This window comes from Cereibacter ovatus (genome assembly GCF_900207575.1).
Taxonomy (GTDB): domain Bacteria; phylum Pseudomonadota; class Alphaproteobacteria; order Rhodobacterales; family Rhodobacteraceae; genus Cereibacter_A; species Cereibacter_A ovatus.
Genome location: NZ_OAOQ01000002.1, coordinates 419073 through 445398, shown reverse-complemented (window position 1 = coordinate 445398; position 26326 = coordinate 419073). Strand labels below are relative to the sequence as shown.

General features: G+C 67.7%; 20 protein-coding genes and 1 tRNA gene. 9 read left to right on the top strand and 12 right to left on the bottom strand.

Annotated features, from left to right (window positions below; translation table 11 throughout):
* Nucleotides 1-182 precede the first annotated feature (182 nt).
* The 9 genes from murD to CRO07_RS04365 all read right to left on the bottom strand — a co-directional run bounded on the left by murD (nucleotide 183) and on the right by CRO07_RS04365 (nucleotide 11279).
* Nucleotides 183-1580, bottom strand: coding sequence for a UDP-N-acetylmuramoyl-L-alanine--D-glutamate ligase (gene murD, locus CRO07_RS04410; protein WP_097029459.1), 1398 nt, complete (start codon nucleotides 1578-1580; stop codon nucleotides 183-185).
* Nucleotides 1581-1661: 81 nt separating this feature from the next.
* The gene (mraY, locus tag CRO07_RS04405; RefSeq protein ID WP_097029458.1) at nucleotides 1662-2744 is read right to left on the bottom strand and encodes a phospho-N-acetylmuramoyl-pentapeptide-transferase; all 1083 of its coding nucleotides are present in this window, start codon (nucleotides 2742-2744) and stop codon (nucleotides 1662-1664) included.
* Nucleotides 2745-4190, bottom strand: a complete 1446-nt coding sequence (locus CRO07_RS04400) for a UDP-N-acetylmuramoyl-tripeptide--D-alanyl-D-alanine ligase (RefSeq protein WP_097029457.1) — start codon at nucleotides 4188-4190, stop codon at nucleotides 2745-2747.
* Between the two features lie 156 nt (nucleotides 4191-4346).
* On the bottom strand, nucleotides 4347-5834 hold the full coding sequence (locus tag CRO07_RS04395; RefSeq protein ID WP_097029456.1) for a UDP-N-acetylmuramoyl-L-alanyl-D-glutamate--2,6-diaminopimelate ligase: 1488 nt from the start codon (nucleotides 5832-5834) through the stop codon (nucleotides 4347-4349).
* An 18-nt stretch (nucleotides 5835-5852) separates the two neighbouring features.
* Entirely contained in the window at nucleotides 5853-7646 is a 1794-nt protein-coding gene (locus CRO07_RS04390; protein WP_097029455.1) for a peptidoglycan D,D-transpeptidase FtsI family protein, read from the bottom strand.
* Entirely contained in the window at nucleotides 7643-8002 is a 360-nt protein-coding gene (ftsL, locus tag CRO07_RS04385; protein ID WP_097029454.1) for a cell division protein FtsL, read from the bottom strand. Before ftsL ends, CRO07_RS04390 begins: the two co-directional genes overlap by 4 nt.
* Complete coding sequence (gene rsmH, locus CRO07_RS04380; RefSeq protein WP_097029453.1) at nucleotides 8002-8997, bottom strand: 16S rRNA (cytosine(1402)-N(4))-methyltransferase RsmH; 996 nt, start codon at nucleotides 8995-8997, stop codon at nucleotides 8002-8004. Before rsmH ends, ftsL begins: the two co-directional genes overlap by 1 nt.
* 3 nt (nucleotides 8998-9000) lie before the next feature.
* Nucleotides 9001-9513: a division/cell wall cluster transcriptional repressor MraZ gene (mraZ, locus tag CRO07_RS04375; RefSeq protein ID WP_097029452.1), complete on the bottom strand. Its 513-nt coding sequence runs from the start codon at nucleotides 9511-9513 to the stop codon at nucleotides 9001-9003.
* Nucleotides 9514-10211: 698 nt separating this feature from the next.
* Nucleotides 10212-11279, bottom strand: a complete 1068-nt coding sequence (locus CRO07_RS04365; RefSeq protein ID WP_097029451.1) for an Mrp/NBP35 family ATP-binding protein — start codon at nucleotides 11277-11279, stop codon at nucleotides 10212-10214.
* Between the two features lie 274 nt (nucleotides 11280-11553).
* On the opposite strand from CRO07_RS04365, the gene CRO07_RS04360 reads away from it, so the two are divergent.
* Nucleotides 11554-11769, top strand: a complete 216-nt coding sequence (locus CRO07_RS04360; protein ID WP_097029450.1) for a DUF1127 domain-containing protein — start codon at nucleotides 11554-11556, stop codon at nucleotides 11767-11769.
* Nucleotides 11770-12306: 537 nt separating this feature from the next.
* Here the strand turns inward: CRO07_RS04360 and CRO07_RS04355 are convergent.
* Nucleotides 12307-14658, bottom strand: a complete 2352-nt coding sequence (locus tag CRO07_RS04355) for an ATP-dependent helicase (protein ID WP_097029449.1) — start codon at nucleotides 14656-14658, stop codon at nucleotides 12307-12309.
* Between the two features lie 179 nt (nucleotides 14659-14837).
* Between CRO07_RS04355 and CRO07_RS04350 the strand changes: the two genes are divergently transcribed.
* From CRO07_RS04350 to CRO07_RS04330, 5 genes are all read left to right on the top strand, one after another.
* A complete protein-coding gene (locus CRO07_RS04350) occupies nucleotides 14838-18302 on the top strand; it encodes a pyruvate carboxylase (RefSeq protein WP_097029448.1) in 3465 nt (1154 codons plus the stop codon).
* A gap of 160 nt (nucleotides 18303-18462) precedes the next feature.
* Nucleotides 18463-18537 (top strand) — tRNA-Gly (locus tag CRO07_RS04345).
* Between the two features lie 223 nt (nucleotides 18538-18760).
* A complete protein-coding gene (locus tag CRO07_RS04340) occupies nucleotides 18761-19156 on the top strand; it encodes a TadE/TadG family type IV pilus assembly protein (protein WP_097029447.1) in 396 nt (131 codons plus the stop codon).
* A 3-nt stretch (nucleotides 19157-19159) separates the two neighbouring features.
* Nucleotides 19160-20464 (top strand): Tad domain-containing protein, encoded by a 1305-nt coding sequence (locus CRO07_RS04335; RefSeq protein ID WP_097029446.1) that lies wholly within the window; start codon nucleotides 19160-19162, stop codon nucleotides 20462-20464.
* 486 nt (nucleotides 20465-20950) lie between these two features.
* The gene (locus tag CRO07_RS04330; protein ID WP_097029445.1) at nucleotides 20951-21451 is read left to right on the top strand and encodes a DUF4405 domain-containing protein; all 501 of its coding nucleotides are present in this window, start codon (nucleotides 20951-20953) and stop codon (nucleotides 21449-21451) included.
* A gap of 90 nt (nucleotides 21452-21541) precedes the next feature.
* Here the strand turns inward: CRO07_RS04330 and CRO07_RS04325 are convergent, their stop codons facing one another.
* The gene (locus CRO07_RS04325) at nucleotides 21542-22801 is read right to left on the bottom strand and encodes a glycerate kinase type-2 family protein (protein WP_097029444.1); all 1260 of its coding nucleotides are present in this window, start codon (nucleotides 22799-22801) and stop codon (nucleotides 21542-21544) included.
* 87 nt (nucleotides 22802-22888) lie between these two features.
* On the opposite strand from CRO07_RS04325, the gene CRO07_RS04320 reads away from it, so the two are divergent.
* The 3 genes from CRO07_RS04320 to CRO07_RS04310 are packed head-to-tail and all read left to right on the top strand — an operon-like array spanning nucleotide 22889 to nucleotide 25295.
* On the top strand, nucleotides 22889-23659 hold the full coding sequence (locus CRO07_RS04320; RefSeq protein WP_097029443.1) for a LamB/YcsF family protein: 771 nt from the start codon (nucleotides 22889-22891) through the stop codon (nucleotides 23657-23659).
* The gene (locus tag CRO07_RS04315; RefSeq protein WP_097029442.1) at nucleotides 23656-24303 is read left to right on the top strand and encodes a 5-oxoprolinase subunit B family protein; all 648 of its coding nucleotides are present in this window, start codon (nucleotides 23656-23658) and stop codon (nucleotides 24301-24303) included. Before CRO07_RS04320 ends, CRO07_RS04315 begins: the two co-directional genes overlap by 4 nt.
* A gap of 8 nt (nucleotides 24304-24311) precedes the next feature.
* A complete protein-coding gene (locus CRO07_RS04310) occupies nucleotides 24312-25295 on the top strand; it encodes a 5-oxoprolinase subunit C family protein (protein WP_235840927.1) in 984 nt (327 codons plus the stop codon).
* On the opposite strand, the gene CRO07_RS04305 is transcribed toward CRO07_RS04310, so the two are convergent.
* On the bottom strand, nucleotides 25292-26290 hold the full coding sequence (locus tag CRO07_RS04305) for a 2-hydroxyacid dehydrogenase (RefSeq protein WP_097029487.1): 999 nt from the start codon (nucleotides 26288-26290) through the stop codon (nucleotides 25292-25294). The two genes, CRO07_RS04310 and CRO07_RS04305, sit on opposite strands and share 4 nt — an antisense overlap.
* Nucleotides 26291-26326: the final 36 nt, after the last annotated feature.

The window sequence follows — 26326 nt, the reverse complement described above, 5'->3', positions numbered from 1 at the left end:
TCACCACCTGCCTGACCTTGCGCAACGGATGCCGCGCGGGGATGCGAGCCTCAAGATCGACATAGCTGAACAGCGAACCGCTCGTCTCGTCCGTCCCCCGCATCTTTGCCCCCTACGTTACCGTGCCGAGGGTGAATCATGTTCCTCAAACCGGGCCAAGGGCCGACTTCTTCAGCAGCCTGCTAAAGCAGCGCCTTGACCCGGGCGGTGAAATCCTCGCCGCGTTTTTCAAAGTTCGGATACTGGTCGAAACTGGCGGCGGCCGGGGCCAGCAGCACGACCTCGCCCGGAAGGGCCTCGGCGGCGGCGCGGGTCACGGCGCGGTCCATCGTCTCGCAGATCTCATGCGGGGTGGCGCCGATCTGAAGCGCGAAGTCACGGGCGGAATGGCCGATCAGATAGGCCTTCACGACCGAGCCAAGGAAGGGCTGAAGCGCCGCGATCCCGCCATCCTTGCCCAGCCCCCCGGCGATCCAGCGGATTTTCGGGAAGGCCTGAAGCGCCTTGGCGGCGCTGTCGACATTGGTGGCCTTGGAATCGTTCACGAAGCGCACGCCGCCCTTTTCCCCCACAAGCTGGCTGCGGTGCGGCAGCCCGGCAAAGCTGGCCAGCGCCGCCTCGATCTGTTTCGGCGCCAGACCCAGCGTGCGCGCCGCCGCATAGGCCGCGCAGGCGTTCTGGTGGTTGTGCGCGCCGGGCAGCCCCTGCATCGGCCGCAGATCGATCGAGGCCATCTGCCGCCCCTTGCGCCATTCCGACAAAAAGCCCTTGCGCGCGAACACCGACCAGCCGAACCCGTCCAGCTTCTGCCCCGACGAGATGCGGATCACCCGGTCATCCTCGGGCGCCGAGGCGAGTTGTCCGGCCAGATAGCGGCCCTCGGGTTCGTCCACGCCGATCACGGCGCGGTCGGGGCCACCTTCAGCGAACAATCGGCGCTTGGCGGCGAAATAGCCGCCCATCCCGCCGTGACGGTCCAGATGGTCGGGCGACAGGTTGGTGAACACCGCCACATCCGGCGTCAGCGCACGGGCAAGGTCGGTCTGATACGACGACAGCTCCAGCACCACCACCTCGCCATCGCGGGCCGGATCAAGATCCAGCACACCGCGGCCGATGTTGCCGGCCATCTGCGTGGGCCGGCCACATTCCAGCAGGATATGGTGGATCAGCGCCGTGGTGGTGGATTTGCCGTTCGATCCGGTGACGCAGACCACGCGCGGCGCCTGATCGAACTTGTCCCATTGCGCGGTGGCAAAGCTGCGAAAGAACAGGCCGATGTCATTGTCGACCGGCACGCCGGCCGCCATCGCCCGCGCGATCACCGGATGCGGCGCGGGGAACAGATGCGGGATACCCGGGCTTGTCACCAGCAGCGAGACGCCCTCGAACGCGCGGTCGCGGGTCATGTCGGTCAGGGCAAAGCCCTGTTCTTCGGCGCGGCCGCGGGCTTCGGGGCTGTCGTCCCACAGCAGCGGCTCGGCGCCGCCGGCCTGCAACGCGCGGGCCGTGGCAAGGCCGGATCGGCCAAGGCCAAGAACGGCCACCTTGCGACCTTCAAGGCCACGGACGGGAATCATGGGCACGCTCTCCCTGCTGTGCGGGGCGAAGGATGGGGCGGCGCGCGGCGGGCTGCAAGCGCCTGCCCGCGCGCCTTGCAGTCAGCGCAGCTTCAGCGTCGACAGGCCGATCAGCGCAAGGATCAGCGCGATGATCCAGAACCGGATCACGATCTGCGGCTCGGCCCAGCCCTTCTTTTCGAAATGGTGGTGGATCGGGGCCATCAGAAACACCCGCCGGCCGGTGCGCTTGAAATACAGCACCTGAATGATGACCGACAGCGCCTCGACCACGAACAGGCCGCCGACGATGGCCAGAACGATCTCGTGCTTGGTGCAGACGGCGATCGCGCCCAGCGCGCCGCCCAGCGCCAGCGATCCGGTGTCGCCCATGAACACCGCCGCGGGCGGCGCATTATACCACAGGAACCCCAAGCCCCCGCCGACCAGCGCCGAGGCGAAGATCAGAAGCTCGCCCGTGCCGGGGACGAAATGAACGCCGAGATAGGTGGTCAGGTTGAAGTTGCCCACCACATAGGCGATCGCGCCCAGCGTCATGCCGGCGATCATCACCGGCATGATCGCCAGCCCGTCCAGCCCGTCGGTCAGGTTCACCGCATTGGCGGCGCCCACGATCACGATCATGGCGAAGGGCACGAAGAACCAGCCAAGGTTGACCAGCGCATCCTTGAAGAACGGCAGCGCCAGTTGCAGCGTCAGGTCGGGCGGATGCACCCATGCCGCCGCAGCCGCGGCCGCCGCCGCGATCAGCAGCCCGATCACAAAGCGCACCCGGCTTGAAACGCCCTTGGGGTTTTGCTTCTTCACCTTGGCGTAATCGTCGGCAAAGCCGATCAGCCCGAAGGCCACCGTGACCAGCAGGACGATCCAGACGTAAGGGTTGTCCAGCCGCGCCCACATCAGCGTCGCCACCAGCAGCGCCGACAGGATCAGCAGGCCCCCCATGGTCGGGGTGCCGGCCTTGGCGAAATGGCCGGCCGGGCCGTCGTCGCGGATCGGCTGACCCTTGCCCTGCTTGCGGCGCAGAAAGTCGATCAGCGGCCGGCCGAAGATGAAGCCGAAGATCAGCGCGGTAAAGAACGCGCCGCCCGCCCGAAAGGTCAGGTAGCGAAACAGGTTGAACACATCGCCGCCGTCAGAGAAGGCGGTCAGGAAATAGAGCATCTAGCGGGCTCCTTGGATCTTGGACGGGTCGGACTGGCCCAGTTTGCGCAGCGCGTCAACCACAAGGCTGACCTTGATCCCCTTCGAGCCCTTGACCAGCACGATGTCGCCGGCATCGACCAGAAACCGCGCCTTCGGCACCAGCTCGGCGGCGGTCTCGACCCATTCGCCGCGCTGCCGGCGCGGCAGCGCCTGATGCAGCGCCCGCATCCGGGGACCGACGCAATGGACGACCGCCACCCCCGCCAGCGCCGGCAGATCGGCAATGGCGCGGTGCAGTTCGGATTCGGTCGGGCCCAGTTCCAGCATGTCGCCAAGGATCGCGATGCGGCGGCCGGGGGCGATGCGGCCCACGTTGTCCGTGGGCACCATCGCGGCCAGCAGATCGAGGCTGGCCGCCATCGAGGCGGGATTGGCGTTGAAGGCATCGTCGATCAGATCGAAACCTGCGTCGTCGATCGGCTCCAGCTGGACACGTTCGCGGGTGCCGCGCCCGGCCGGCGGCGACCAGAGGCCAAGGTCGCAGGCCGCAATGGTCAGATCCAGACCCAGCGCCTCGGCGCAGGCCAGTGTGGCCAGCGCATTGGCCGCGAAATGCCGCCCCGGGGTCAGCACCTTGTAAAGCAGCGCGGCGCCGGCATGGGTGGCGCGGGCGATGGTCGCCTCGGGGGTGATCTGGACATCCGACAGTCGCCAGTCGGCGACGAGGGAGGCGCCGAAGGTCACGACCCGCGCGCCCGCCTGCCGCGCGCAATCAACAAGGATCGGCGTCACATCTAGATCGGCGGGCAGGATCGCAGTGCCTCGGGGTTCCAGCCCCGCGACGATGGCGGCCTTTTCGCGGGCGATGGCGGCAAGGCTGTCGAAGGCTTCAAGATGGGCCGGCGCCACGGTGGTCACCAGCGCGACATGGGGCCGGGCAAGCCGGGCCAGCGGCGCGATCTCGCCCGGGTGGTTCATGCCGATCTCGATCACCGCGAAATCGGTGTCGGCGGGCATGCGCGCCAGTGTCAGCGGCACGCCCCAGTGGTTGTTATAGGACGCCTCGGCGGCATGGACGCGGGCCTGCCCGCCCAGTGCCGCGCGCAGCATTTCCTTGGTCGAGGTCTTGCCGACCGAGCCTGTCACGGCGACGACCCGCGCCGTCGTCCGGGCACGGGCGGCCCGGCCGAGGGCTTCGAGCGCCACCAGCACGTCGGGCACGATCAGAAGCGGCGCGGTAGGGGCGACACCGTCGGGAATGCGCGAGACCAGCGCGGCGGCGGCGCCCTTCGCCAGCGCCTGTGCCACGAAATCATGGCCGTCGCGGGCATCGCGCAGCGCCACGAACAGATCGCCGGGGTGCAGGCTGCGGGTGTCGATCGAGACGCCGGTGGCCGCGAAGGCCGCGGTGGCGCGGCCGCCGGTGGCGGTCTCGGCCTCGGCGGAGGTCCAGAGTGGGGTCATGGATGGCCGACCTTGGTGCCGGTGGACCCGCCGGGGGGCCAGCCCCCCGGTCCCCCCGGGATATTTGTGCCAGAATGAAGGGGTGAAGGGCGGGTCATGTCGCCCGGCCCGGGCAGGAGCGGAAGGCGGCGGCCGGCCCGCGCAGGTGGGGCCGGGTCATATCAGGCCGTCCAGTGCGGCGGTGGCGATGCTGGCCTGTTCGGCATCGTCGAAGGGGAAGATGTCGCTGCCGACGATCTGGCCGCTTTCATGGCCTTTGCCCGCGATCAGGAGCGCGTCGCCCGGGGTGAGCGCGTCGACGCCGCGCAGGATCGCCTCGGCGCGGTCGGCAACTTCGTGGGCTTCGGGGCAGGCCGCGAGGATGGCCGCGCGGATTGCGGCCGGGTCTTCGGTGCGGGGGTTGTCGTCGGTGACGTAGAGCACATCGGCATGGTCGGCAGCCGCGCGGCCCATCAGCGGGCGTTTGGTCCGATCGCGGTCGCCGCCGGCGCCGAACACGACGACGATGCGGCCCATGACATGGGGGCGCAGCGCCTTGAGGGCAGTGGCGAGGGCGTCGGGGGTATGGGCGTAGTCGACGAAGACCGAGGCGCCGTTCCGGCGGGTGGCGACATGTTGCATCCGGCCGCGCACGCCTTCGAGGAAGGGCAGGTAGTGGAACACAAGCTCGGGCGTTTCGCCCGCGGCGATGACGAGGCCCGCCGCCACCGCCACGTTCGACGCCTGAAAGCCGCCGATCAGGCCGAGGCGGACCATGTGGATCTGGCCGTGCCAGCTGAAGCGCAGATCCTGGCCCGAGGCGTCGAAGCGTTGGGCCAGCAGGCGCAGGTCGGCATCGGGGTGGAATCCGGTGCCGATCACGGTCTGGCCGCGGTCGCGGGCAAGCGTGGCCAGTTCGGGGCCGCGGGGGTCGTCGAGGTTGATGACGGCGGTTCCGTCGTCGGGCAGCACGCGGGAGAACAGGCCCGCCTTGGCGGCGAAATAGGCGTCGAAGGTTTCGTGGTAGTCCAGGTGATCCTGGGTGAAGTTGGTGAAGGCCGCGGCCTTCAGGTGCACCCCGTCGAGCCGGCGCTGGTCGAGGCCGTGGGACGAGGCCTCCATCGCGGCATGGGTGATGCCGGCGGATGCGGCCTCGGCCAGGAGGCGGTGGAGGGTGATCGGTTCGGGCGTGGTATGGGCCGAGGGGGCGGTGAAGGCGCCCTCGATCCCGGTGGTGCCGATGTTGATCGCGGCATGGCCGATCAGGGTCCAGAGCTGGCGGGTGAAGGTGGCGACCGAGGTCTTGCCGTTGGTGCCCGTCACCGCGACCATCCGGGCCGGCTGACGGCCGAACCACAGCGCCGCCGCCCCGGCCAGCGCCTGCCGCGGGTCTTCGGCCAGCACAAGCGCCGCATCCGTGCCCGACAGCGCCCCGCGCGTCTCGGCCGCGCCGCGCGCATCGGTCAGGATCGCCGCGGCGCCGGCCTGAAGTGCGGCGGGCACGAAGGCTGCACCGTGGGTGTGGCTGCCGGGAAGGGCTGCGAACAGGAACCCGGGCCGGACCTGCCGGCTGTCCACCGCAAGGCCGGTGATCCTTGCGTCACGGGCCCCGGGGCCGGTGGCGGTCAGGCCGAGCGCCGAAAGTGTTGCTGCGCGCTCTGCCATGGCCCGCGGTCCTTTCCGTCAGTTGCGGACGGCTGTTACCGCATCGAGGGGGGCGGCTTCAACCGTGGGACGCAGGCCCAGAAGCGGCGCCGCGCGGCGGATCACTTCGGCGGCCACCGGGACGGCGGTATAGCCCGCGGTCCGCCGCGGTTCCGAACCCGATGTATCCAGCGGCTCGTCCAGCGTCACGATCAGAACATATTGCGGGTCCGAGGCCGGAAAGACCGAGGCGAAGGTGTTCACCACCTTGTCGCGGTAATAGCCGCCCTGCGGGTTCGGCTTGTCGGCGGTGCCGGTCTTGCCCGCCACCTCGTAGCCGGCCACATCGCCATAGCTGGCGGTGCCGCGCGTGACCACCTGACGCAGCATGTCGACGGCGGCATGGGCCACCTCGGCGCGCATCACGCGCTGGGCCTGCGGGGGGCCGTCGCGATGCAGCAGCGTGGGCTTGATCGCCATCCCGCCATTGGCGATCGCGCCATAGGCGGCGGCCAGATGCATCGGGCTTGCGGCAATGCCGTGGCCGTAAGAGGTGGTGATGGTGGTGATCTCGGGCCATTTCGCCGGCACCAGCGGGCGGGCATAGGGGGCCTCGACCATCTCGACCGGGGTGGGTTCGAAAAAGCCCAGCGCCTTCAGGAACGCCTGTTGCCGCAGGCCGCCGATCTGAAGCGCCAGCCGCGCCACCCCCACGTTCGAGGATTTCACGATCACGTCGGTCACCGACAGCATCGGGCCATAGTTGTGGTTCTTGAATTCCTTGATCAGGAAGCGGCCCCAGCGCATCGGCGCATTGGCGTCGACCTGCGTCTGGGGGTTCACCAGCCCGAGTTCCAGCGCCTGCGCCACGGCAAAGATCTTGAAGGTCGAGCCGAGTTCATAGACCCCCTGCACCGCGCGGTTGAACAGCGGGCTGTCGCCCGGATCGGCGTTCTTGGCCACCAGCGGCGCCGGGCGGTCGTTGGGATCGAAATCGGGCAGCGACACCAGCGAGAGGATCTCGCCGGTCTTGGCCTCCATCAGGATCGCCGCCGCGCCCTTGGCATTCATCATCTTCATGCCGGCGGCAAGGATCTCGGTGGTGGCGGCCTGAACCGTCAGATCGATCGACAGCTTCAGGGGTTCGCCCGCCATGGCCGGATCGCGCAGCCGCGCATCCAGTGCCTTTTCGATCCCGGCGGTGCCGATCACCTCGGCGGAATGCACGCCCTCGGCGCCGAAACTGGCCCCGCCCAGCACATGCGCCGCCAGCCGGCCGTTGGGATAAAGCCGCATCTCGCGCGGGCCGAACAACAGGCCCGGATCGCCGATGTCATGCACGGCCTGCATCTGTTCGGGCGACAGCTTCTTGCGCACCCACAGGAAGCGGCGACCGTCGGTAAACCGCTTGTGCAGATCCTCGGGGTCGAGGTCGGGGAAGATCCGGCCCAGTTCGGTGGCCACGCGCGCCGGATCGACCATGTCGCGGGGATGGGCGTAAAGCGAATGGGTCAGCAGGTTCGTGGCCAGGATGCGGCCGTTGCGGTCGGTGATGTCGGCGCGCTGGTTCAGGATCTCGGCGCCGGTTGCGGTGGCGCGCGGCTCGGATGGCTCGGTCGAGGCCAGAAGCCCCATCCGCGCGCCCACCACCGAAAACGCCACGAAAAACGCCACGCCCAACACCAGAAGCCGGCCCTCGGCGCGGTTGCGGGCCTTGTCGCGGATCTGTTCGTGACGCAGGCGGCGGTTCTCGCGCTCGATCGAATCGGGGTTCTCGCCCTTGACGCGGGCTTCCAGAATGCGGGCCAGCGGGCGCAGCGGCGTGCGGATCACAGCGGTTCCCCCACTTCGCCGGACACATCGCCCGGGCGCAGATCCTGCGGCTGGATCACCTGAAGCGGATCGGCCGGATAGGCGACCTGATCGGCGGCGCCGAATTGCGCGGCTTCCAGCGGCAACAGTCCCAGACGGTCAAAGTTGATCGCGGCCAGTTCGCGCAGCCGGTCGGGGCGGTTCAGATAGGCCCATTCGGCGCGCTGCACCGACAGCGATTCGCGCAGGGCCGCGATCTGGCGGTTCAGCGCCGACACATCCTTCAGCGCCTGCTGGGTGGCGTAATTCTCGCGGTAGGCCCAGAAGGCCAGCGCCATCACCGAAAGGAAGGTCAGGACATAAAGCACGGGGCGCATCAGCGACGTCCTTTCTTCGGGATCAGCGGAACCCCCAGCGCACGGGCATCGACGTGGCCTGCGGGCGCATCCGTGCGGATGCCCACGCGCAGCTTGGCCGAACGGGAACGGGGATTGTGGGCCAGTTCCGCCTCATCGGGCCCTTTCGCACGGCGCAAGGGCAGGGTGAAGCGGGGGGCTTCGGCCTGCGTTGCGGGGCCATGGCGGCTGCCCTGCCCTTCCCCGCCCGAGCGCAGTTGCAAAAACCGCTTCACGATCCGGTCTTCAAGGCTGTGGAAGGTGACGACCGCCAGCTTGCCACCCGGTTTCAGCGCGCGTTCGGCGGCCTCAAGCCCGGCGACCAGTTCGGAAAACTCGGCGTTGACCGCGATGCGGATCGCCTGAAAGCTGCGGGTCGCGGGATGGGCCTGACCGGGTTTCGGCCGCGGCAGGCAGCGGGCGACGATCTCGGCCAGTTCCAGCGTGCGGGTGATCGGCCCAGCCGCCCGTGCGGCGACAATGGCCCGTGCGATCCGCCGCGAGGCGCGTTCCTCGCCGTAGTGGAACAGGATGTCGGCCAGGTCTTCCTCGGACGCGGTATTGACCAGATCGGCGGCGCTGTCGCCCGACTGGCTCATCCGCATGTCCAGGGGGCCGTCCTTCTGGAACGAGAACCCGCGCTCGGGCAGATCAAGCTGCATCGACGAGACGCCCAGATCCAGCACCACCCCATCGAGCGGCCCGCCCGCGTGCTGATCCAGCCCGGAGAAGGTTCCCGCCACAAGGCGCAGCCGGTCGCCATAGGCCCCGGCCCAGCCGGCCGCCATCTGAAGTGCCAACGGATCGCGATCGACGCCGATCACCTGCGCGGCCCCGGCCTCAAGCAGGCCGCGGCTGTAGCCGCCCGCGCCAAAGGTGCCATCCAGCCAGACGCCGGAAACCGGCGCCACCGCATCCAGAAGCGGCCCCAGCAGCACCGGGACATGGGGCTGGCGATCGGGCGCGTCGGGGATCACGGCTCAGTCCCCCGCGCCCGGCAGCAGCGACAGCATGTCGGCGCCCGGCGGCAGCAGGTCGTCCTCGTCCGCCTCGGCCGCGAGTGCGGCGGCGTAGGTCTCGGATTTCCAGATCTGGAACTTGTTCAGCGTGCCGGCGAACACCGCCTCAAGCCCGGCCTTCATCTCGTCGGGGGTGATGCCCAGCTTGTCGCGGCCCTTCTGCGGCAGCACGATCCGGCCGTCCTCGTCCACTTCCATGTTCAGGGCCAGCGTGATCATGTTGCGTTCAAGGTAGCGGCGGCTTTTCGACCCGGCCGGAAGCAGCGCGATCTGATCCTCGATCTTCGCCATTTCGGTCATGGTGTAGCATTCAAGATACTGGCGGTCGCCGCCGTAGACCAGAACAAAGCTGGATTTGCCGCCTGCGAACTTGGGGTCGCCCGCCTCGATCACGCGCCGGAACGAGGCCGGCACGGAGACCCGCGCCTTCGCGTCAACCTTCTGATTGAACTCGCCTCTGAACGCCTCGGCCACGGCCCTTCGGCTCCTTCACCGTTCTGTCCGCACAGGGCAAATCGCCCTGAAACGAAAGCGGCGGATCGAGCGGCTGCCACTGCCCGATCCGCCGTGCTGTCCCATCGCTGGGTGTCCAACTGCGCACACACTCCTGGGGGGATGTCTGCTCGTATGCGCGCCGGATCTATCGTTCGGGATGAAAGCGGGTGCCTGTATGAAGCCTGCTTTTTCGCCTGTTCGGGGTCTTTGGTCGCCCCTGTTCGTCGGCCCGTTCTCATCTCGTGGCCTAGGGATGCCATGGGATTTGATGGGACGCAATGGGTAGATAAGGGCAACCACCAAAGCCGGGCCGGGCTGCGCCGCGGGCGCATTCGTTAACAAGAGGATTCTGACCGGCCGCATCCGCAATATCTCGGGAAAGAGACCGAAGATGCTCTCTAGATATGGTATGAATTATTAACAAACTGGCGTTCCATGCAATCCCAAGACCACCCGCAGACGCGGCCAATTTGTCACAGGTAAGCGGGAAAAGTGGCAGTAGCATTCGCCAAGGATCCCGGCGTGAACGCGCAGAATCGCCGTAGTGCGAGGCCAGTGATTCGGCGGATGGCCGCGCGAATGCGGCCATCCCATGATTTCCCAGCCCCGCGACCCATGGTTTCCCACCGCCTTTCGGCGGGACCGCGCGGCCCGTTCCATGAAATCCCGGCGCGGGTTCAGGCCATGCCGTCCGCGACAAGGCGGCGGGCAAGCGCGGCATAGGCATCGGCCAGCGGCCCTTCGGCCGCGGCGACGGGCCGGCCGGCATCGCCGCCCTCGCGCACCGCCAGATCCAGCGGCAGTTCGGCCAGCAACGGCACACCCAGCCTCTCGGCCTCGCGCGCCACGCCGCCATGGCCGAAGATATGCGCCTCGTGGCCGCAGTTGGGGCAGACATAGACCGACATGTTCTCGACCAGCCCCAGCACCGGGGTGCCCAGCTTGCGGAACATGTCGAGCGCCTTCTTCGCATCCAGCAGCGCCACATCCTGCGGGGTCGACACCACGATGGCGCCGGTCAGCTGCGTGCGCTGGCACAGCGTCAGCTGGATGTCGCCGGTGCCCGGCGGCAGATCCACGATCAGCACATCCAGCCGGCCCCAGTCCACCTGCCCGATCAACTGCTGAAGCGCGCCCATCAGCATCGGGCCGCGCCAGATCACCGCCTCATCGTCTTTCAGCATCAGCCCGATCGACATCATGGTGACGCCATGCGCCTCGACCGGCAGGATGGTCTTGCCATCGGGCGAGGCCGGGCGGCGGTTCACCCCCATCATCCGCGGCTGCGAGGGGCCGTAGATGTCGGCATCCAGCAGACCCACCCGCCGCCCCTGACGCGCCAGCGCCACCGCAAGATTGGACGACACGGTGGACTTGCCCACCCCGCCCTTGCCCGATCCCACGGCGATGATGCGGTCGATCCCCGCCACCTTCTGCGGCCCGGCGGGCTGCGGCGTCGGATGCTGCCCGATCTTCAGCGACGGCGCCTTGGCCGCCGGCCCGTGCGCGGTCGTCACCGCCTGCACCGACACCACCCCCGGCAGGGCCAGCAGCGCGCGTTCGGCCATCGCGCGAAGCGGCTCGACCGCACGGGCCATTTCAGGGCTTTCGGCCTCGATCACGAAGCGCACCGCGCCGCCCTCGACCACCAGCGCACGAATCAGATCGCGCGAGACAAGAGTGCCCCCGTCCGGCAAAGAGATGCGGTCCAGCACCGCCAGAACGGATTCACGAGCCACCGTCATATCGCCTTCTCCTTCGCCCATGACGGGCTTTACGTTGCGGCGCCCGCACGAAAGGGCAAGCCCTTGTTTCATTCCAGCCGAAAGCGGCGGCGATGCACCTGCACAAACGTCAAAAAGTTCTCAACCGAGCCATGCATATGCCGCATGGCAGCAATGCCGATGTGGCGCATTGTGCAGTTGCAGCAAATGCCCCATGTTTGCCCTAACAGCGCGGCGGCATCGTCACGGGACGAAGGTGGTTCGAGCGAACTGGGTGAAGTTGGGACACTACGAAATGGCTTACGCAAACACCACCCGCATGGCGAACGCCGGTCTTGGCGACCGGCTGACCGGCCTTGTGGCTTCGGTGAAGCAGGCGCTGGCGCAGCGCCGGGTCTACCGCGACACGGTGCGGGAACTGAACGGGTTGACCACCCGCGAACTGGCCGATCTTGGCATCCACCGCTCGATGATCACCCGCGTCGCGATGGAAGCCGCCTACGGCAAATGATGGTTTTCCTGCTGGGCCTCACCTCCTCCCGGGGTCCATGGCAGTAACGGCGGCACTTCTCCTCCTCCCTGGTGTCGCCGTCCTTTCTTCGAAAGCGAAAGCTTTCATCAAGGTTTGAGGCGCAAGCTTCAGAAAATGTTCGAAAGGCCCCTCCTCCTCCCTGGGCCAATCGGAACCGCAGCGGCCCCCTCCTCCTCCCTGGGGTCGCTGCATCCGTTTCGGGGCACTGTGCCCCATCCAGGCTTCGGCGCTGCACCTCCTCCCGCGGTGCCGATGACCAGAGCGGCGGCCCCCTCCTCCTCCCTGGGGTCGCCGCATCCGTTTCGGGGTCCTGTGCCCTATCCAGGCTTCGGCGCTGCACCTCCTCCCGCGGTGCCGATGACCAGAGCGGCGGCCCCTTCCTCCTCCCTGGGGTCGCCGCGCCTTTTCTGACCGGCTGCTCCCTCTCCGGTCATACGCAAACGGCGGCGCCGGTCTCCCGGGCGCCGCCGTTTCCTTTTCGGGCAAGCCGTCTGTCAGGTCGCGATCAGCCGCGCATCAGAACGGAATGTCGTCAGCCTGTTGCGCGGGCACGACAAACCCCGCCACCACCTTCTTTGCGCCGGCCTTGTCAAAGGCCACATCCAGCTTGTCGCCCTCAATCCCTTGCACGGTGCCATAGCCGAATTTCTGGTGGAACACCCGGCAGCCCAGGGTAAAGGCCGAGACCGCCTGAAGATCGATGGTCACATGCCGGCCTTCGCGCGGCTGGCTGACGGGCCGCGATGCGCCGCGATCCTGCATCCGCTTCCAGCCCGGCGAGCTGTAGACATCCGCCCGCATCGCCTTGGCTTCCAACGAGGACGCCATCCCCGCCGCGCCATAGCCGCCGCCATAAAGGCCGGGCGGCGTCAGCACCTCGACATGCGCCGCGGGCAGTTCGTCGATGAAACGCGACGGCAACTGGCTTTGCCACTGGCCATAGACCCGGCGGTTGGCGGCAAAGGAAATGGTGCAGACCTGTTCCGCCCGGGTGATGCCGACATAGGCCAACCGGCGTTCCTCTTCGACACCGCGCTGCCCGCTTTCATCCATCGAGCGTTGCGAGGGGAACAGCCCGTCCTCCCACCCCGGCAGGAATACCACTGGAAATTCAAGTCCCTTGGCCGCGTGAAGGGTCATGATCGTGACCTTTTCGGCGGCTTCCTCGGTCTCGTTGTCCATGATCAGGGCGACGTGTTCCAGGAACCCTTGCAGATTCTCGAACTGTTCCAGCGCCTTGACCAGTTCCTTCAGGTTTTCCAGCCGGCCGGGCGCCTCGGGCGTCTTGTCGGCCTGCCACATCGCGGTGTAGCCGGATTCGTCCAGAATCTGCTCGGCCAGCCGGATATGGTCGTGGTCGCGCTGAAGCGTGATCGCGTGCCAGCGGTCGATCCCGTCAACAAAGGCGCGCAACTGCCCCGCGCCCTTGCCGCCAATGCCGCCGCGCGCCAGCAGGCCCCGCGCGCCTTCCAGCAGGGACAGGCCATGGCTGCGCGCCTCGCGCTGAATCTCTTGCTGGGCCTTGTCGCCAAGGCCGCGCTTGGGCTGGTTCACCACCCTCTCGAAGGCAAGATCGTCCTCGGGGCTGACGGCCAGACGGAAATAGGCCATCGCATCGCGAATCTCCAACCGCTCGTAGAAGCGGGGGCCGCCGATGACACGATAGGGCAGGCCGATGGTCAGAAAGCGGTCCTCGAAGGCGCGCATCTGGTGGCTGGCACGGACAAGGATCGCCATGTCGTCCAGCCCGAAGAGGCGCAGATCGCCGCGGCCACGCTGGAAGCCTTCGACCTCGTCACCGATCCAGCGGGCTTCCTCCTCGCCGTCCCAATGGCCGATCAGGCGGACCTTTTCGCCCTCTTGCCGCTCGGTCCACAGCGTCTTGCCCAGCCGCCCGGCATTGGCCGCGATCACCCCCGACGCCGCCGCAAGGATATGCGGGGTCGAGCGGTAGTTCTGTTCCAGCCGGATCACCTGCGCGCCGGGAAAGTCCTTTTCGAACCGCAGGATATTGCCCACCTCGGCGCCGCGCCAACCATAGATCGACTGGTCGTCGTCACCCACGCAGCAGATGTTGCGATGCGCCTGCGCCAGCAGCCGCAGCCACATGTATTGCGCGACGTTGGTGTCCTGATATTCGTCCACCAGAATGTAAGGCAGCCAGTTCTGATACTGCGCCAGCACATCCGGGTGGGCCTGAAAGATCGTCAGCACATGCAGCAGAAGGTCACCGAAATCGGTGGCGTTCAACTCTCGCAGGCGGTGCTGGTATTGCTCGTAAAGCTCGGTTCCGCGGTTGTTGTAGGCCCCCGCCTCGGAGGCCGGAACCTTCGCCGGCGTCCAGGCGCGGTTCTTCCAGTTGTCGATCAGCCCGGCCAGCATCCGCGCCGGCCAGCGTTTTTCGTCGATGTTCGCGGCCACGATCAACTGCTTCAGCAGGCGCAACTGGTCGTCGGTGTCCAGAATCGTGAAGTTCGACTTCAGCCCCACCAGTTCGGCGTGCCGGCGCAGGATCTTCACGCTGATCGAATGGAAGGTGCCCATCCAGGGCATCCCCTCGACCTGCCCCAGCATCCGGGCCACACGGTCCTTCATCTCGCGCGCGGCCTTGTTGGTGAAGGTCACGGCGAGGATCTGGTTCGGCCGGGCCTTTCCCGAATCGAGAAGATGCACGATCCGCGCGGTCAGCGCCTTGGTCTTGCCGGTGCCGGCGCCGGCCAGCATCAGCACCGGCCCATCCAGCGCCATCACCGCCGCGCGCTGTGCGGGGTTCAGGTCGTCCAGATAGGGCTGCGGCCGCGCGGCCATGGCGCGGCGGGAAAGCGGCACCGCCGCCTCGAAGGCATCGTTCTCGTCAAACCGGGTCATGGTGGCAGTTTAGCCTGCCCGCCGCGGAAGTAAAAGAATTGTTCCGCGATTGTTCACGGGAAGGCATCCGTTCGCGCCGGATCGGTCAGAAAATCTTTCCAGATGGCGCAGTGTGCTATTGCGCCGCACCGCGGCACCACTAAAGTTCGCGCGACACCGCGCAGACCCAGAGGAAAACCATGGCCGAATTCCGCAAGATCCTGATTGCCAACCGCGGAGAGATCGCCATCCGGGTGATGCGCGCGGCCAACGAGATGGGCAAGAAGACGGTCGCCGTCTATGCCGAGGAAGACAAGCTGTCGCTGCACCGCTTCAAGGCCGACGAGGCCTACCGGATCGGCGAGGGGCTGTCGCCGGTCGGCGCCTACCTGAGCATCCCCGAGATCATCCGCGTGGCGAAGATGTCGGGCGCCGATGCGATCCATCCGGGCTATGGCCTTCTGTCGGAAAACCCCGATTTCGTCGAGGCTTGCGATGCGGCGGGCATTGCATTCATCGGCCCGCGGGCCGAGACGATGCGCGCCCTTGGCGACAAGGCCAGCGCGCGGCGGGTGGCGATGGCGGCGGGCGTGCCGGTGATTCCCGCCACCGAAGTCCTTGGCGACGACATGGACGAGGTGAAGCGTCAGGCGGCCGAGGTCGGCTATCCCTTGATGCTGAAAGCCTCTTGGGGGGGTGGCGGGCGCGGGATGCGGCCGATCCCTTCGGAAGCCGAACTGGCCGACAAGGTGCGCGAGGGCCGCCGCGAAGCCGAGGCCGCCTTTGGCAACGGCGAGGGCTATCTTGAGAAGATGATTCTCCGCGCCCGCCATGTCGAGGTGCAGATCCTTGGCGACAAGCAGGGCAACATCTACCACCTCTATGAGCGCGACTGCACCGTGCAGCGCCGGAACCAGAAGGTGGTCGAGCGCGCGCCCGCCCCCTATCTGACCGACGACCAGCGCGCCGAGGTCTGCGAACTGGGCCGCCGGATCTGCGCCCATGTGAACTATGAATGCGCGGGCACCGTCGAATTCCTGATGGATATGGACAGCCAGCAGTTCTACTTCATCGAGGTGAACCCCCGCGTGCAGGTCGAACATACCGTCACCGAGGAAGTGACCGGCATCGACATCGTGCAGGCCCAGATCCGCATCGCGGAAGGGGCGACACTGGCCGAGGCGACCGGCGTCGCGCGGCAGGAAGACATCACCCTGTCCGGCCACGCCCTGCAATGCCGGGTGACGACCGAAGACCCGCAGAACAACTTCATCCCCGATTATGGCCGCCTGACCGCCTATCGCAGCGCGACCGGGATGGGCATCCGGCTGGATGGCGGCACCGCCTATGCCGGGGGCGTCATCACCCGCTATTACGATTCGCTTCTGGTGAAGGTGACCGCCTGGGCGCAGACGCCGGAAAAGGCGATCTCGCGCATGGACCGCGCGCTGCGCGAGTTCCGCATCCGGGGTGTGGCCACCAACATCGCCTTTGTCGAGAACCTGCTGAAACACCCCAGCTTCCTCGACTACAGCTACACCACCAAGTTCATCGACACGACGCCCGAACTGTTCAACTTCAAGCCGCGCCGCGACCGGGCGACGAAAATCCTGACCTATATCGCCGACATCACCGTGAACGGGCATCCCGAAACCGCAGGACGCCCGCGCCCGCCCGCCGACCTGCGCGATCCCAAGGCGCCCGAGCCAAAGGGCGCCCCCGCCCCCGGCACCCGCACCCTGCTGGAGGAAAAGGGCCCGCAGGCGGTGGCCGACTGGATGGCCGCGCAGACCCGCGTGCTGATGACCGACACGACGATGCGGGACGGGCATCAAAGCCTGCTGGCCACCCGGATGCGCTCGATCGACATGATCAAGGTGACGCCGGCCTATGCCGCGAACCTGCCCGGCCTGTTCAGCGTCGAATGCTGGGGCGGCGCGACCTTCGACGTGGCCTACCGCTTCCTTCAGGAATGCCCGTGGCAGCGCCTGCGCGACATCCGCGAACGGCTGCCGAACGTGATGACGCAGATGCTGCTGCGCGCCTCGAACGGGGTGGGTTACACCAACTACCCCGACAATGTGGTGCAGGAATTCGTCCGTCAGGCGGCCGAGACCGGGGTGGACGTGTTCCGCGTCTTCGACAGCCTGAACTGGGTCGAGAACATGCGCGTCGCCATGGATGCGGTGATCGAGGCGGACAAGCTTTGCGAAGGCACGATCTGCTATACCGGCGACCTGCTCGACCCCGACCGGGCCAAGTATGATCTGGGCTATTATGTCAGCATGGGCAAGCAGTTGCGCGATGCAGGCGCGCATGTGCTGGGGTTGAAGGACATGGCGGGGCTTCTGAAACCCGCCGCCGCCCGCGTGTTGATCCGCGCGCTGAAGGATGAGGTCGGCCTGCCGATCCACTTCCACACCCACGACACCAGCGGCATTGCCGGCGCCACGGTGCTGGCCGCTTGCGATGCGGGCGTGGATGCGGTGGATGCGGCGATGGATGCCTTTTCGGGCGGCACGTCGCAGCCCTGCCTCGGCTCGATCGTCGAGGCGCTGCGCCACACCGACCGCGACACCGGCCTTGATATCGAGGCGATCCGCGAAATCTCGGGCTATTGGGAACAGGTGCGTCACCACTACTGCGCCTTCGAATCCGGTCTTCAGGCCCCCGCCTCCGAGGTCTACCTGCACGAGATGCCCGGCGGGCAGTTCACCAACCTCAAGGCGCAGGCGCGCTCGATGGGGCTTGAGGAACGCTGGCCCGAGGTCGCCCATGCCTATGCCGATGCGAACCGGATGTTCGGGGATATCGTGAAGGTCACGCCCTCGTCCAAGGTGGTGGGCGACATGGCGCTGATGATGGTGGCACAGGGTCTGACCCGCGAACAGGTCGAAGATCCGGCGGTGGAAGTCAGCTTCCCCGACTCGGTCATGGACATGCTGAAGGGCAACCTTGGACAGCCCCACGGCGGCTGGCCCGAACCGATCCTGAAAAAGGTGCTGAAGGGCGAGGCGCCCCCGACCACCCGCCCCGGCGCCCATCTGCTGCCCGTCGACATCGAGGCCGCCCGCGCCAAGCTGGTGTCCGAGATCAAGCAGGGCGACGACGACCCGCAGGATCACGCCATCGATGCCGAGGATCTGAACGGCTATCTGATGTATCCCAAGGTCTTCACCGACTATCGCGCGCGTCATAAGATCTATGGCCCGGTCCGCACCCTGCCCACGCGGACCTTCTTCTACGGGATGCACCCGGCCGAGGAAATCTCGGCCGAGATCGACCCCGGCAAGACGCTGGAAATCCGGCTGCAAGCCGTGGGCGAGACCTCGGACGAGGGCGACGCCAAGGTGTTCTTCGAACTGAACGGCCAGCCCCGCGTGATCCGGGTGCCGAACCGCGCGGTCAAGGCCAAGACCGCCGTCCGGCCCAAGGCGCATGACGGCAACCCCGCCCATGTCGGCGCGCCGATGCCGGGATCGGTCGCGGCGGTCGCGGTGACGGTGGGCCAGAAGGTGAAACCCGGCGACCTGCTTCTGACCATCGAGGCGATGAAGATGGAAACCGGCCTGCACGCCGACCGCGCCGCCACCGTGAAAGCGGTGCATGTGGCCCCGGGCGCCCAGATCGAAGCCAAGGATCTGCTGATCGAACTCGAGGAGTGATCCCCCTTCCCCGCCGAAGGGGGGCACCACCTGCCGGAAAAGTCCCGCCATCCGGCCCCGCGCGACCCCGTCCCTGGTGTCGCGCTTTTTTTTGACGAATGCGCGATTTCCCTCTTGCAGCCGGTCGCGGGTCTTTATACATCACCGCTCACCCAAGGACGCGGGCGTAGCTCAGGGGTAGAGCATTACCTTGCCAAGGTAAGGGTCGTGAGTTCGAATCTCATCGCCCGCTCCAATTAAACCGGCCTTATCAGCCGGTTGGATGCAGGGACCGCTTCGGCGGTCCTTTTGCGCTTCAGGGCGGCATCGGCTGCCATGGGCGCAGATGCAGCGGCCAGCCAGCAGCGCAAGGCGCAGGCGGGCAGCGCCCTGCCGCAATCTTGCCAGGATGCCGACCCACAAAAACCACATTCAACCTGCGGAATAACCGGCACCATTCCTGCGGTAGGAATATCCCCATGGTCCGCTCGCGGTTCTTGCGTTTTCTAAGGAACGATACCGGCGCCGCCACCGTCGAGGCGGTGCTGTGGATGCCCACATTCGTCTTTCTGCTGGTTCTGGTCGCGGATACCGCGATCATCTTCACCTCGCAGGCGCAGGTGATGCGGATCATCCAGGACGCGAACCGCGCGCTTTCGGTCGGGCGGTTCCGCACCATCGAACAGACCGAGTCCTTCATCGCCTCGCAACTGACGCGCTACGGCGGCAGCACGACGGTCGAAACCAGCGTGACCGAAGGGCTGATCGTCAGCCGCGTGACGCTGCCGGTGGCCAACCTTTCGGCCACACCGATGCTGGACATGTTTGACGGCCTGACACTGACGATCTCATCCGAACATCTGTCCGAGGCGTGACCGATGGCCCTTCGCGCCCTGATCCATGACGAAAGCGGCGGGATGACGGCCTTTGGCCTGTTCACCTTCACCTCGGCGATGATGATCGGCGGGCTGGCGATCGACGTTCAGCACGCCATCGCCGCCCGCACCCAGTTACAGGCCGCCACCGACAGCGCGGTTCATGCCGCCCTGCTGACGCGCGACGTGACAGCCGCCGCCCCCGATGCCGCCGCCACAGCCAAGGCCCGCGCCATCGAGGTGTTGCAGGGCATGCTGCCGGCCGCGCAGTTCGGCAATGTCGTCACCGTCGATTCCATCACCTTCGGCACATGGGATCGCACCACCGCCACCTTCACCCCCGACGCATCATCCTCATCGGCGGTGGAACTGGTGGCCAGCCGGAACGAGACCGCGATGAACCCGGTCAAGACCTACCTGCTCGGCCTTGTGGGGGTGGATTACTGGAACCTTCAGGCGACAGCCGTGGCCGAAACCTACCACCCCACCTGTTTCCGCGAAGGCTTCGTCGCCGAGGATGTGGTGGATATTCAAAGCAACAACACCTTTACCAACGGCTTCTGCATCCATTCGAACGAACATGTGTCGCTGAACAACAACAACACGTTCGAGGCGGGAACCATCGTCTCGATGCCGGATCTGACCGCGCTGGACCTGCCGGCCTCGGGGTTTGACAAGAACGCCGGCCTGAAAGACGCGCTGCGCACCGGATCGTATCACATCCGGGTGCTGAAACAGATCGACGCGATCATCGCGGGCCTGCGTGCCTTCGACCCGCGCTATCTGCCGCCCTATATCGCGCCCGACCTGATCGAGACGCTGACATCGGACAAGCTGACCCCGGCCGATTTCAAGCCCAACCGGCTGCATGTCTACACCTGCGCCCCGAACAAGGGCCTGAAGATCAGCGGCGGCACCCTGTCCAAAATCGCGCTGGTCACCAATTGCGAAATCACCTTCGTGAACATCGCGCTGGAAGATGCGGTCATCGCCACCACCCACACCGGCGCCAGCTCGATGCACCACAACAGCGCCATGCGGATCGGCCGCAACGATGGCTGCGCCGAGGGCGGCGGCGCGCAGCTTCTGTCGATGGGTGGGATGGATTTTGCCGGCAACCTTGAAATCTACGGCAGCCAGCTTCTGGCCGCCGGCGACATCCAGTTTGCCGCCAACGCCGACGGAATCGAGGGCGCCTCGCTGGTGGCAGGCGGCCGGATCGACGGCACCAGCAACATGGCGATGGGCTTCTGTGGCACCGGCATGGATGCCAACTTTCAGGCAAACTATTTCCGGCTGGTGCAGTAGGCGGGGCCGCACCCGACCGGGAACGGCCAGACCGTGCCACATCGGATCATGGTCCCACAGGTCGGCCATCGTGCCCACCTGTGGCGCCCGCATGGCCCTTGCCGTTCCGGATGCCCCGCGTCTGCGGCTTGGGGAAACCCGCGAAATCGACGGGGCCTTCGGCGCCCCGGCAGCGTCGACTTCGCCCGCCTGCGGATCGGCCCTGACAAAGCCGCGATGCGCGGCGCGCGGATCGTCCGGCAGGCGCCGCCGCGGCTGTCGCCCGGAACAGCGCCTGCGACCAAGGGGCCATCGGGGATCTTCGCCGCGCGGTCGGACCGGGCCGGATGACCCGCAGCCTGTGGCGGGCTGTCGCAGATGCGCGACGATCCGCGAAAGGGCGACGGTTCCGCAGATCTGCCCCGTAGAAATCCCAGAGACTCGCCACGGGCCGCTGTGACCCGGGTGACAGACAGCCCTTCCGGGCCAATTGTGCAGGAGCTTGCCATGTCCTCTGTTCTGGGACGCTACGCCACGCCGTTCATCACCGGCCTTTTCATCGTTTCGCTGATCTCGGGGATCGCACTGTTCTTTCATATCGGCCCCAGCGGCTTTCATGGCATGCATGAATGGCTGAGCATGTTGCTGATCCTGCCGTTCGCCCTTCACCTGTGGAAGAACTGGCGCCCATTCCTGACCCATTTCAAACGCGCGCCGATGGGGATCGCGCTGGCGGTCTCGGTCCTGATATCGCTGCCGTTCCTGCTGCCGTCCGGCCAGCAAGGCGCCGGTGGCCCGCCGCCCTTTGCGTTTTCGCACATGATCCTTGCCAATCCCGCGTCGGACGTGGCGCCGCTGCTGGGCATGACACCGCAGGATCTTGTGGCCCGCCTGACCGCCGCCGGCATCGCGATCGAGACCCCCTCGCAGCCGATCCGCGAGGCCATCGCCGCCTCTGGCAAGCCCGAGATGCAGGCCATCGCCGCCATCGTCCGCCCCGCCGACTGACGCGGAAGCCCGCGCCACAACGCCAGCCACATCCCGCCCGAAAGCGCCGCCCGGACAACCACCGGGCGGCGCTGTCATGGCCACCCTGGCCTAACGGCAAAGGATCGCGCGGAAATCGTTCACATTGGTGCCGGTCGGGCCGGTGACGAACAGATCGCCCAGCCGGGCAAAGGCGCCCCATGCATCATTTGCCGCCAAAAGCGCCGCCGGATCGGCCCCGCCCGCCCGCAGCCGCAGGGCGGTGTCGCCCCCGGCAAAGGCGCCGGCGTTGTCTTCCGATCCGTCGATCCCGTCGGTATCGGCCGCCAGCGCCGCAACCGGCAGCCCTTCGGCGGCAAGGGCGAAGGCCAGCAGAAACTCGGTGTTGCGCCCGCCCCGGCCCGGCCCGCGCACCGTGACCGTGGTCTCGCCGCCCGACAGCAGCACCACCGGGCGCGCAAAGGGACGGTCACGCAGCACCACCTCGCGCGCAAGGGCGGCATGAACGCGGCCCACCTCGCGCGCCTCGCCCTCGATCGCGTCGGACAGCAGTGCGGCGCGGATGCCCGCCGCCTCGGCCGCCCGCGCCGCCGCCTCAAGCGACAGCCGGGCCGAGGCGATGACACGAACCTCTTGCCCCGCAAAGACCGGGTCCGTGGGCGGCGGCGCGCGACCCTGATCGCCCGCAAGCCATGCCGCCACCCGCGGCGGCATGGCGATCTTCCAGGTCGCGGCCATCGCCCGCGCCGCCGCGCGCGTCACCGCCGCCGGCACGGTGGGCCCCGAGGCCACCTGCGCCGGATCGTCCCCCGGCACGTCCGAGACCACCAGCGACACCACCCCCGCCGGCGCGCAGGCCGCCGCCAGCCGCCCGCCCTTGATCCCGGAAACCTGGGCACGGATCGCATTCATCACCGAAATCGGCGCCCCCGAGGCCAGAAGCACCCGGTTCAGCGCCACCTCATCGGCCAGCGTCAGATCGCCCGGCGGCATCGGCAACAGCGCCGAGCCGCCGCCGCAGATCAGCGCCACCACCAGATCGTCCGGCGTCAGCCCCCGCACCGCCTGAAACAACGCGCCCGAGGCCGCCAGCCCCGCCGCGTCCGGCACCGGATGGGCGGCCTCGATCACCCGGATCTGCCGGCAGGGCGCACCATAGCCATAGCGCGTGACCACCACCCCCGAAAGCGGCCCGTCCCACAGATCCTCGAACGCGGCGGCCAGTTGGGCCGCGCCCTTGCCGCAGCCCACCACCACCACCCGCCCCTTCGGCCGCGGCGGCAGATGGGCCGCCAGCGCCAGCGCCGGGTCGGCGGCCGCAACCGCGGCGCGAAACAGATCGGTCAGAAGGCGGCGGTCATCAGGCGACATCGGCGGTCCTTTCGCCCGGATCGTGACGGCAAAGCCGCACACAGTCCAGCCCTTCACCCCGCCCCCGCGCTGGGGCATGATAGGGCCATGACCACGACGCAGCGCATCGACCTGAACGCCGATCTTGGCGAAAGTTACGGCCCCTGGCAGATGGGGGACGATGCGGCGATGCTGGCGCTGGTCAGCTCGGCCAATGTGGCCTGCGGCGGCCATGCAGGCGATCCCGACACGATGGCCGCGACGCTGGCGGCGGCGAAGGCGCGGGGCGTCACCATCGGCGCCCATCCCGGCTATCCCGATCGCGAAGGCTTTGGCCGTCGCGTGATCCCGATGGCCCCCGATCAGATCGCGCGGATGGTCGCCTGCCAGATCGGCAGCCTGCTGGGTGCCGCGGCGCTGGCGGGGGTGCGCGTCGCCTATGTCAAGCCGCATGGCGCGCTGGCCAATCTGGCCGCCGACAACGCCGACGTGGCCCGCGCCATCGCCCGGGCGGTGCGGGCGGTGTCGGGCGATCTGGCGGTGCTGGCGATCTCGGGGACCGCGCTGGAACCGGCCGCCGATGCCGCGGGCCTTGCGGTCTTTTCCGAGATATTCGCCGACCGCGCCTACCTGCCCGACGGCCGCCTTCAGCCGCGATCGCAGGCCGGGGCCGTGATCGATGATCCTGGGATGGCCGCGGCCCGCCTGCTGCGCTTCCTTGACTCTGGCCGGATGGAGGTGGCGGGCGGCGGCTCGATCCCCCTTGCCGCCCATTCGATCTGCGTGCATGGCGACAGCCCCCATGCCGTCGCCATGGCCAGCCGCATCCGCGGCACACTGACCGCCGCCGGCATCGCCCTCGCCCCCTTCGCGGCATGACCTTCCCCCGCTTCCGCCCCGTGGCCGAGCGTGCCTTGCTGGTCGAATTTGCCGAAACCCCCGACCCGGCCGCCGAAGCCGCCGTAGCGGCCCTTGACCGGGCGCTGGCCGCGGCACCCTTTGCCGGCTTTGCCGAGGCGGTGCCCGCCTATGTCAGCCTGCTTGTGGCCTTCGACCCGCTGACAACCGACCATGCCACAGCCGAGGCCGCCCTGCGCGCCCTGCTGACCCATCCGGCCGAAGCTGCCAGCCGCGCGCAGGTGCATGAGGTGCCGGTCTGCTATGACGGGCAGGATCTGCCCGAGGTCGCCGCCCGCACCGGCCTTGCCCCCAATGCGGTGATCGCCGCCCATCTTCAGGGCCGCTACCGCGTGGTGATGTATGGCTTCGCGCCCGGCTATGCCTATCTGGCCGGTGTGCCGGCAGCCCTGCACCTGCCGCGCAAACCCAGCGCCTTGCGCGATATTCCGGCGGGAAGCGTGTTGATCGCAGGGCCACAGTGCCTTGTATCGACACTGACGATGCCGACCGGCTGGTGGATCATAGGCCGCTCGCCGGTGCGCATCCTGACCGGCGATCCGGTGCACCCCTTCCTGTTCGACGCGGGCGACAGCGTGCGGTTCCGCCGCATCGGCACCCTATGATCGCCCGGTTGCGCATTGTTGACGCCGGGCCGCTGGCTTCGGTTCAGGACGGTGGACGGCCGGGCCTGATGCGCTTTGGCGTGCCGCAATCCGGGCCGATGGACCGGCTGGCCTTCGCGATGGCCAATGCGGCACTGGGCAACCCGGACGGCACCGCGGCGCTGGAAATCCCGCCCGCGGGGCTGGTGCTGGACTGTCTGTCGGGGGCGCTTTCGGTTGCGCTGGCGGGCGGCGGCTTCCGCGCCACCTGCGCGGGCGTGACCCGCGAAGGCGCCGGCGTCTTTCCCCTGCGCGCGGGCGACAGGCTGGCGCTGCGCCCGGGCGACTGGGGCAACTGGGCGGTGCTTGCGCTGGCCGGGCGGCTGGGGGTGCCGTCATGGCTGGGCTCGGCGGCGACGCATGCCGCCTCGGGGCTGGGGGCGGGGCTGTTACAGCCGGGGACAGAGCTTGAGGTCACCGACACCGCCCTGCGCCCCGAGCGGCACGGCCCGTTCGATCCCCCGCCCCGCCCTGACGGCCACCTGCGGGTGGTGATCGGTCCGCAACAGCGGTTTTTCGCACCCGAGGCCATGCAGGCGCTGCTGTCGCAGCCCTTCCGCGTCTCGGCCGCGCGCGACCGGATGGGGCAGCGACTGGACGGGCCGCGGCTGCTGCCCAATGCGCTGGACATGCCATCCGAGCCGGTGCTGCGCGGGTCGGTTCAGGTCTCGGGCGACGGGGTGGCGACGGTGCTGATGGCCGATCACCAGACGACCGGCGGCTATCCCAAGATCGCCACCGTGATCGGCCCCGATCTTGATGCGCTGGCCCAGATGCGCCCGGACGAGGTGCTGCATTTCACGGCGATCCGCCCCGATCAGGCCGTTCGGACCGCCCGAGCCATTCACGAAGCGCGAATGACACGGCTTGCCGCGCTGGCCGGGCCGCGCGATCTGGGCCAGCGACTGGCGCAGGCGAACCTGATCGGCGGTGTGGTGGATGCGCGCGGCTAACCCCGCGGCGGCAAGACCGGATGGACGACGCTGCCGGTTTCCTCAAATGCGGTGATGTTGGCGATGGTGGTGCAGGCGATCCCGTTCAGCGCCTCGCGGGTGAAAAAGGCCTGATGGCCGGTGATCACCACGTTCGGGAAGGTCAGCAGGCGGGCAAAGACATCGTCCTGAATGGCGGTCTGCGACAGATCCTCGAAAAACAGGTCGGCCTCTTCCTCGTAGACATCAAGACCCAGCGCGCCGATGGCGCCGCTTTTCAACCCGCGGATCACGGCGCTGGCATCGACCACCGCACCGCGACTGGTGTTCACGATCATCACCCCGCGCTTCATCTTTGCGATGGCCTCGTCATCGATCAGATGGTGCGTCTCGGGGGTCAGCGGGCATTGCAGGCTGATGATGTCGGCGGTGGCGAACAGCTCGTCCAGCGGCACATAGGTCACACCCATCGCGGTGCAGGCTTCGGACGGGAACGGATCGAAGGCGATCACCCGGCAGCCAAACCCCCGCATGATGCCGGCGAAGGTGCGCCCGATCAGGCCGGTGCCCACCACACCCACCGTCTTGCCGCAAAGATCGAAGCCCAGCAGCCCATCCAGCGCGAAATTGCCCTCGCGCACGCGGTTGAAAGCGCGGTGGATGTTGCGGTTCAGGGTCAGGATCAGCGCAACCGCATGTTCCGCAACCGCATGGGGCGAATAGGCCGGCACCCGGCCCACGGCAAGGCCAGCCGACTCGGCCGCGGTCAGATCGACATGGTTGAACCCGGCCGAGCGCAGCGCGATCAGCCGCGTGCCCGCCGCGGCCAGTTCCCGGATCACCGGCGCCGTCACCTGATCGTTCACGAAAGCGCAGACGCAGGCCGCCCCACCGGCAAAGCGCACCGTCTCTTCCGACAGGCGCGCCTCGATGAAGGCAAGCCGGTGCCGCCCGGCATTGGCCGCGGACAGGAACTGGCGGTCATGGGGTTTGGCACTGAAGATCGCAACGTCCAACATCGGCTCCTTCATCATCGTTACGCGAATGTCGCG

What these genes read in the sequence shown, in the direction of transcription:
- CRO07_RS04360 (WP_097029450.1), top strand. Translation starts at nt 11,554, where the DNA reads ATGGCTTACGCAAACACCACCCGCATGGCGAACGCCGGTCTTGGCGAC.
- CRO07_RS04400 (WP_097029457.1), bottom strand. Translation starts at nt 4,190, where the DNA reads ATGACCCCACTCTGGACCTCCGCCGAGGCCGAGACCGCCACCGGCGGC.
- mraY (WP_097029458.1), bottom strand. Translation starts at nt 2,744, where the DNA reads ATGCTCTATTTCCTGACCGCCTTCTCTGACGGCGGCGATGTGTTCAAC.
- murD (WP_097029459.1), bottom strand. Translation starts at nt 1,580, where the DNA reads ATGATTCCCGTCCGTGGCCTTGAAGGTCGCAAGGTGGCCGTTCTTGGC.
- CRO07_RS04325 (WP_097029444.1), bottom strand. Translation starts at nt 22,801, where the DNA reads ATGTCGCCTGATGACCGCCGCCTTCTGACCGATCTGTTTCGCGCCGCG.
- CRO07_RS04395 (WP_097029456.1), bottom strand. Translation starts at nt 5,834, where the DNA reads ATGGCAGAGCGCGCAGCAACACTTTCGGCGCTCGGCCTGACCGCCACC.
- CRO07_RS04365 (WP_097029451.1), bottom strand. Translation starts at nt 11,279, where the DNA reads ATGACGGTGGCTCGTGAATCCGTTCTGGCGGTGCTGGACCGCATCTCT.
- CRO07_RS04330 (WP_097029445.1), top strand. Translation starts at nt 20,951, where the DNA reads ATGTCCTCTGTTCTGGGACGCTACGCCACGCCGTTCATCACCGGCCTT.
- CRO07_RS04320 (WP_097029443.1), top strand. Translation starts at nt 22,889, where the DNA reads ATGACCACGACGCAGCGCATCGACCTGAACGCCGATCTTGGCGAAAGT.
- CRO07_RS04335 (WP_097029446.1), top strand. Translation starts at nt 19,160, where the DNA reads ATGGCCCTTCGCGCCCTGATCCATGACGAAAGCGGCGGGATGACGGCC.
- CRO07_RS04355 (WP_097029449.1), bottom strand. Translation starts at nt 14,658, where the DNA reads ATGACCCGGTTTGACGAGAACGATGCCTTCGAGGCGGCGGTGCCGCTT.
- ftsL (WP_097029454.1), bottom strand. Translation starts at nt 8,002, where the DNA reads ATGCGCCCCGTGCTTTATGTCCTGACCTTCCTTTCGGTGATGGCGCTG.
- CRO07_RS04350 (WP_097029448.1), top strand. Translation starts at nt 14,838, where the DNA reads ATGGCCGAATTCCGCAAGATCCTGATTGCCAACCGCGGAGAGATCGCC.
- CRO07_RS04340 (WP_097029447.1), top strand. Translation starts at nt 18,761, where the DNA reads ATGGTCCGCTCGCGGTTCTTGCGTTTTCTAAGGAACGATACCGGCGCC.
- CRO07_RS04315 (WP_097029442.1), top strand. Translation starts at nt 23,656, where the DNA reads ATGACCTTCCCCCGCTTCCGCCCCGTGGCCGAGCGTGCCTTGCTGGTC.